Genomic DNA, 3966 nt, shown 5'->3' with positions numbered 1-3966 from the left:
TGTACTTCATAAATCGACATTGGAATATGTTGCCAATCTAGTTGTTGACGCTTGTCTAGCCAAAGTTTATCATTCCATTTATAATCACTATTAGCGGTAACAATAGAAGCGGTATTTGGACGTAATTCACGATAAGCGTGCCAATGTTTGCCTTGACTAAATAAATGTTTATCAAAATTGGATAGTTTTGTGGTAATATTATTATTAAGTTCCTTTTTTATATCGATATAAATTATATCAATACTATTTAATAATAGATGATATTATTTTAAATAGAGAAACGAAATGCCAATTTTTCAAAAATCTGTAATTCAAAAACATTTAACAAATCTTGAACAAAGTCAGCTTGATGATGCCTTCAAAAGATTTAAAGACAATTACAGCATTGATAAAATTCAACAGATAAAAATTCTTAAAGAAGAGGAATATCAAGACGGTTTTTTGCGGGATATTTTTGTGGGTGTGTTTGGCTATATTTTGAAGCCTGATCAGAATTTTAATCTGGTTAGAGAATTTAAGAATAAAACTGATGGCAAGAAGGCTGATGCTGCGATTCTTAAAGATAAAAATGCTATCGCTGTAATTGAATTAAAACTTTATTAAAGCAATTGGTATTAAGCGTGAACCAAAAGATAATGAATTATTAAAAATAATAAATTTACGTGCATTAAATTGTCATGCTAATAATATTAGTTCTTTGGAGCCGCTAAGTAGTTTAAAGAATTTACAACAATTAGCTTTACAAAACAATCAAATTCGCCGCTTAGATCCTTTAGTGTCATTAACACATTTACGAAAATTATTTTGCGGTAATAATAAAATAGTTAGTTTAGCACCTCTAAAACAATTAAAAAAATTACAATATTTAAGTTGTTGGAAAAATAATATTACTACCAATTACAAATTTATTAAATTTACAAAGATTAGACTGTTATGATACTAATATAAGTAATTTGGTAGAATTAAAAAATTTAAAGAATTTACAACGTTTAAACTGCGTTAATACAAAAAATGTAAGCTTAGAACCATTGCAAAATTTAAGCAAATTACATTATTTAAATTGCAATAACACTTTGATTTATAATTTAGAACCGTTAAAAAATCTATATAACTTACAACAACTATATTGTAAAAAAACCAAAATAAAAACTCTAAAACCACTGCGCCAATTACATTATTTGCAAGTATTAGATTGCGAAGAAACTAAAGTAAAAAAACAAGAACTAAAAAGATTTCAAAAAGCAGTACCTCAATGTCATATCTATGCTAAACCAATACCAAGTATTTGGGATCAATGGTTTGCGTAAATCTTCTACAGAGATTGCATATAAGCAGAGAGAAAAGTTAGATATATATCCGACTTTTCTGTTGTTTTTTTTAAAAAAATACAATATAGGCAAAGCTATACAGTTTTTTTCAAAATATAATAAGTTTTCACCCATATAAAAAACTATTCCAAATATATCTTTTTTCGAGTATTTTTGAAAGTCAATTATATGTTTTAAAGTACTGAAACCATTCAAAACCAAATCTAACGAGACGATCTTTATGAGCTATAATTAATATAGAAACCTCACCTGCTTCCACTAAATCCATTAACTTCAGAAATTTTTTACGTTTATAATTTAAACCACTTCCAATATCATAAAGCCATTCATCTATAGCTAAACCACAAGCAGTACAAAATGTTTCAATAGCTTGTCTTTGAGATTGCATATCATTTTTTTGACTTGCACTTGATACCCTATAATATACAATGATCTTTTTTTGGGTATCATTTTTCTCAATACCCATATATTCTAAATACTGATCATGCGTATAATATCGACGATTTGTGGCAGTACGATGTGCTTTAAACTTGCCCATCCTATCCAATTTTTGGAGTGTTTTTATTGATCTATTAATCAGTTTAGCAAATTCATTTAACCGATATGTAGGTTTAATTCCTACATTATATCACATTAGCTTACATAATTTACTACTAATAATTAACTCTATAATTCTACCAGCTAATGTATCTTTAGCCGCTTTCATATCTAAAATATTTGCACTTCCAGTGATTAAAAAATCACCATTTTTTCTATGTTTATCAATATATAGTTTCAAAGATTCTAACAATTCTGGTGCTTTTTGTATTTCATCAATACAGATAGGTTTTTCTAAATTCTGTATAAATCTATTTGGATCATCTTTAGCACTGATTCTTGTTGAGACATCATCAAGTACAATATAATTTTTACTTAAACTCATAGCAAGAGTTGATTTTCCAACTTGCCTTGCGCCTTTTAAAAGTACAATAGGAGATATTTTTAGTGCGGTTTTTAGAATATATTCTATGCTTCTTTTTAACATATTTAGATTGTAAAATTTTACTATTATAATAGTAAAAAATCCCAAAAACTTAACTGAATGAATTTTTTGTTTATAGCATGATCAAAAATAAATGATAATTTACATAATATATGTTGATAATTTATATTCTATAGTTTACAATATACTTGATAAGTATCAATGCTATTAAGTAAATGCCATCCGCTGTGGTTACCCTTAAATAGGTAAACAAAAACATGTTTGATCAAAAATTTTCAGCGGCACGAGATAGCATTGCACTTGATAATAAATGCGCCTCAAAAAATTTTTTTTGGGGAATTCTTATAAGAGGTTATTTTTATGAAAAAAATAAGTAAAACAAAACTGACAGTTGTTCTGTTTGTCGTTACTTTTTTGAGTACTTCAAACTCAAACGCTGACATTGCTACCACATCAACTGGCTTGGATCAAATTGTAGAGATTATTCTAACTGATGCTAGGCTTCAAAAAAAAATTTCAAAGCAAGATATTTATGAAGGTGCCGTTGCAGCGGATATGATGAACAAAATCATAATCAAAGCAATTATCGATAACGGTTTAGCCAACGATAAAAATATTTCAACAGCTGATACCCGAGAGTTGAATGATTACATTTTCCACAATTATCGCGATGATTGGGTTGAATTTCACGGAGATGATGAAGATGGTGAAGAAACTGGATTTCACCTAGTGCAAAACGATGGTGCCAAAACTAAGCTTTTTGGCAAAAATGCTATAAATCGCGTGGCTGATGGTATTTATCATTTGGGATTTGAAACACACCGAAAAAATCGCCTTCTCAACGAAGATGGCAACAATAATGTCACTTTCAAAAAAGTGGGTTTATGGCTTAACGACTTGCTTGCTCAAGACTTAAAACGCAATTCTCTCAAAAATCGCAAGATTAAAGAAGTCATTGGCACTACTCGCACCGGTTTGGATCAAATTATTGATATAATTTATACCGATGTAGGGCTTCAAAAGCGTATTTCCACTGGCGATATCCGTAAAGGCTCAGCAGCCACAGATGGGCTGAATCACATCATACTTGAAGCCATTATAGTCACTGGTGTTGCAAACGATGGAAACATCAATGCTAATGATGCGCGTCTATTGAACAAATATATTGTTGCCAATCACAGCGAAATATGGGCTGAACTTCACGGAGACGATGAAGCAACTGGTGAAGAAACCGGATTTCACCTAGTGCAAAGCGATGGTGCCAAAACTAAGCTTTTTGGCAAAAATGCGCTCAATCGCGTGGCTGATGCAATTTATCATTTAGGATTTCCAACAAATCTAAATAATCGCCTTCTCAACGAAGATGGTAATCAAAATGCCACTTTTAAAAAAGTGGCTTTATGGCTAAATAATTTATTGCAAGATGATTTCAAAAAAATCCGACGATTTAAACCATAGATCAATTTAATCTATAAAAGAGGGATAGAGCTGCCTGTCTGCTCTACCCTAATATCAAAGCCCCCAAAGGCGGCAAAGTAACTGAAATAGAATATTGTTGATTCATGCAGGCTATTTTTTCTGCCTTTAAATCATTGTTATGAACATTACTGCCACCATAAATTGCTGCATCTGAATTCAACACTTCTTTATAAGTCG

At 30.4% G+C, this 3966-nt stretch carries 7 protein-coding genes; 4 read left to right on the top strand and 3 right to left on the bottom strand.

From position 1 onward, the window contains the following. Positions 1–285 precede the first annotated feature (285 nt). Genes BHU68_RS12145 through BHU68_RS12135 form a run of 3 tightly spaced genes read left to right on the top strand, consistent with a single transcriptional unit; the run spans position 286 to position 1307 of the window. A complete protein-coding gene (locus BHU68_RS12145) occupies positions 286–603 on the top strand; it encodes a hypothetical protein (RefSeq protein WP_069471884.1) in 318 nt (105 codons plus the stop codon). Continuing rightward, positions 599–937, top strand: coding sequence for a leucine-rich repeat domain-containing protein (locus tag BHU68_RS12140; protein ID WP_141699521.1), 339 nt, complete (start codon positions 599–601; stop codon positions 935–937). The genes BHU68_RS12145 and BHU68_RS12140 overlap by 5 nt, the downstream gene beginning before the upstream one ends. 16 nt (positions 938–953) lie before the next feature. Continuing rightward, positions 954–1307, top strand: coding sequence for a leucine-rich repeat domain-containing protein (locus BHU68_RS12135; protein WP_069471886.1), 354 nt, complete (start codon positions 954–956; stop codon positions 1305–1307). Between the two features lie 181 nt (positions 1308–1488). Here the strand turns inward: BHU68_RS12135 and BHU68_RS12130 are convergent, their stop codons facing one another. Beyond that, a complete protein-coding gene (locus tag BHU68_RS12130) occupies positions 1489–1944 on the bottom strand; it encodes an IS607 family transposase (protein ID WP_069471887.1) in 456 nt (151 codons plus the stop codon). 12 nt (positions 1945–1956) lie between these two features. Further along, on the bottom strand, positions 1957–2352 hold the full coding sequence (locus tag BHU68_RS12125; protein ID WP_069471888.1) for an AAA family ATPase: 396 nt from the start codon (positions 2350–2352) through the stop codon (positions 1957–1959). A 318-nt stretch (positions 2353–2670) separates the two neighbouring features. Between BHU68_RS12125 and BHU68_RS12120 the strand changes: the two genes are divergently transcribed. Next, the gene (locus BHU68_RS12120; protein WP_069471889.1) at positions 2671–3768 is read left to right on the top strand and encodes a hypothetical protein; all 1098 of its coding nucleotides are present in this window, start codon (positions 2671–2673) and stop codon (positions 3766–3768) included. 43 nt (positions 3769–3811) lie between these two features. On the opposite strand, the gene BHU68_RS18420 is transcribed toward BHU68_RS12120, so the two are convergent. Next, complete coding sequence (locus BHU68_RS18420; RefSeq protein ID WP_445082184.1) at positions 3812–3952, bottom strand: alpha amylase C-terminal domain-containing protein; 141 nt, start codon at positions 3950–3952, stop codon at positions 3812–3814. Positions 3953–3966 lie beyond the last annotated feature (14 nt).

The sequence above is a fragment of the Candidatus Marithrix sp. Canyon 246 genome (assembly GCF_001723685.1).
Lineage (GTDB): Bacteria > Pseudomonadota > Gammaproteobacteria > Beggiatoales > Beggiatoaceae > Marithrix.
The sequence above is the reverse complement of the archived record's forward strand: the minus strand, read 5'-3'. Positions and strand labels throughout refer to the sequence as shown.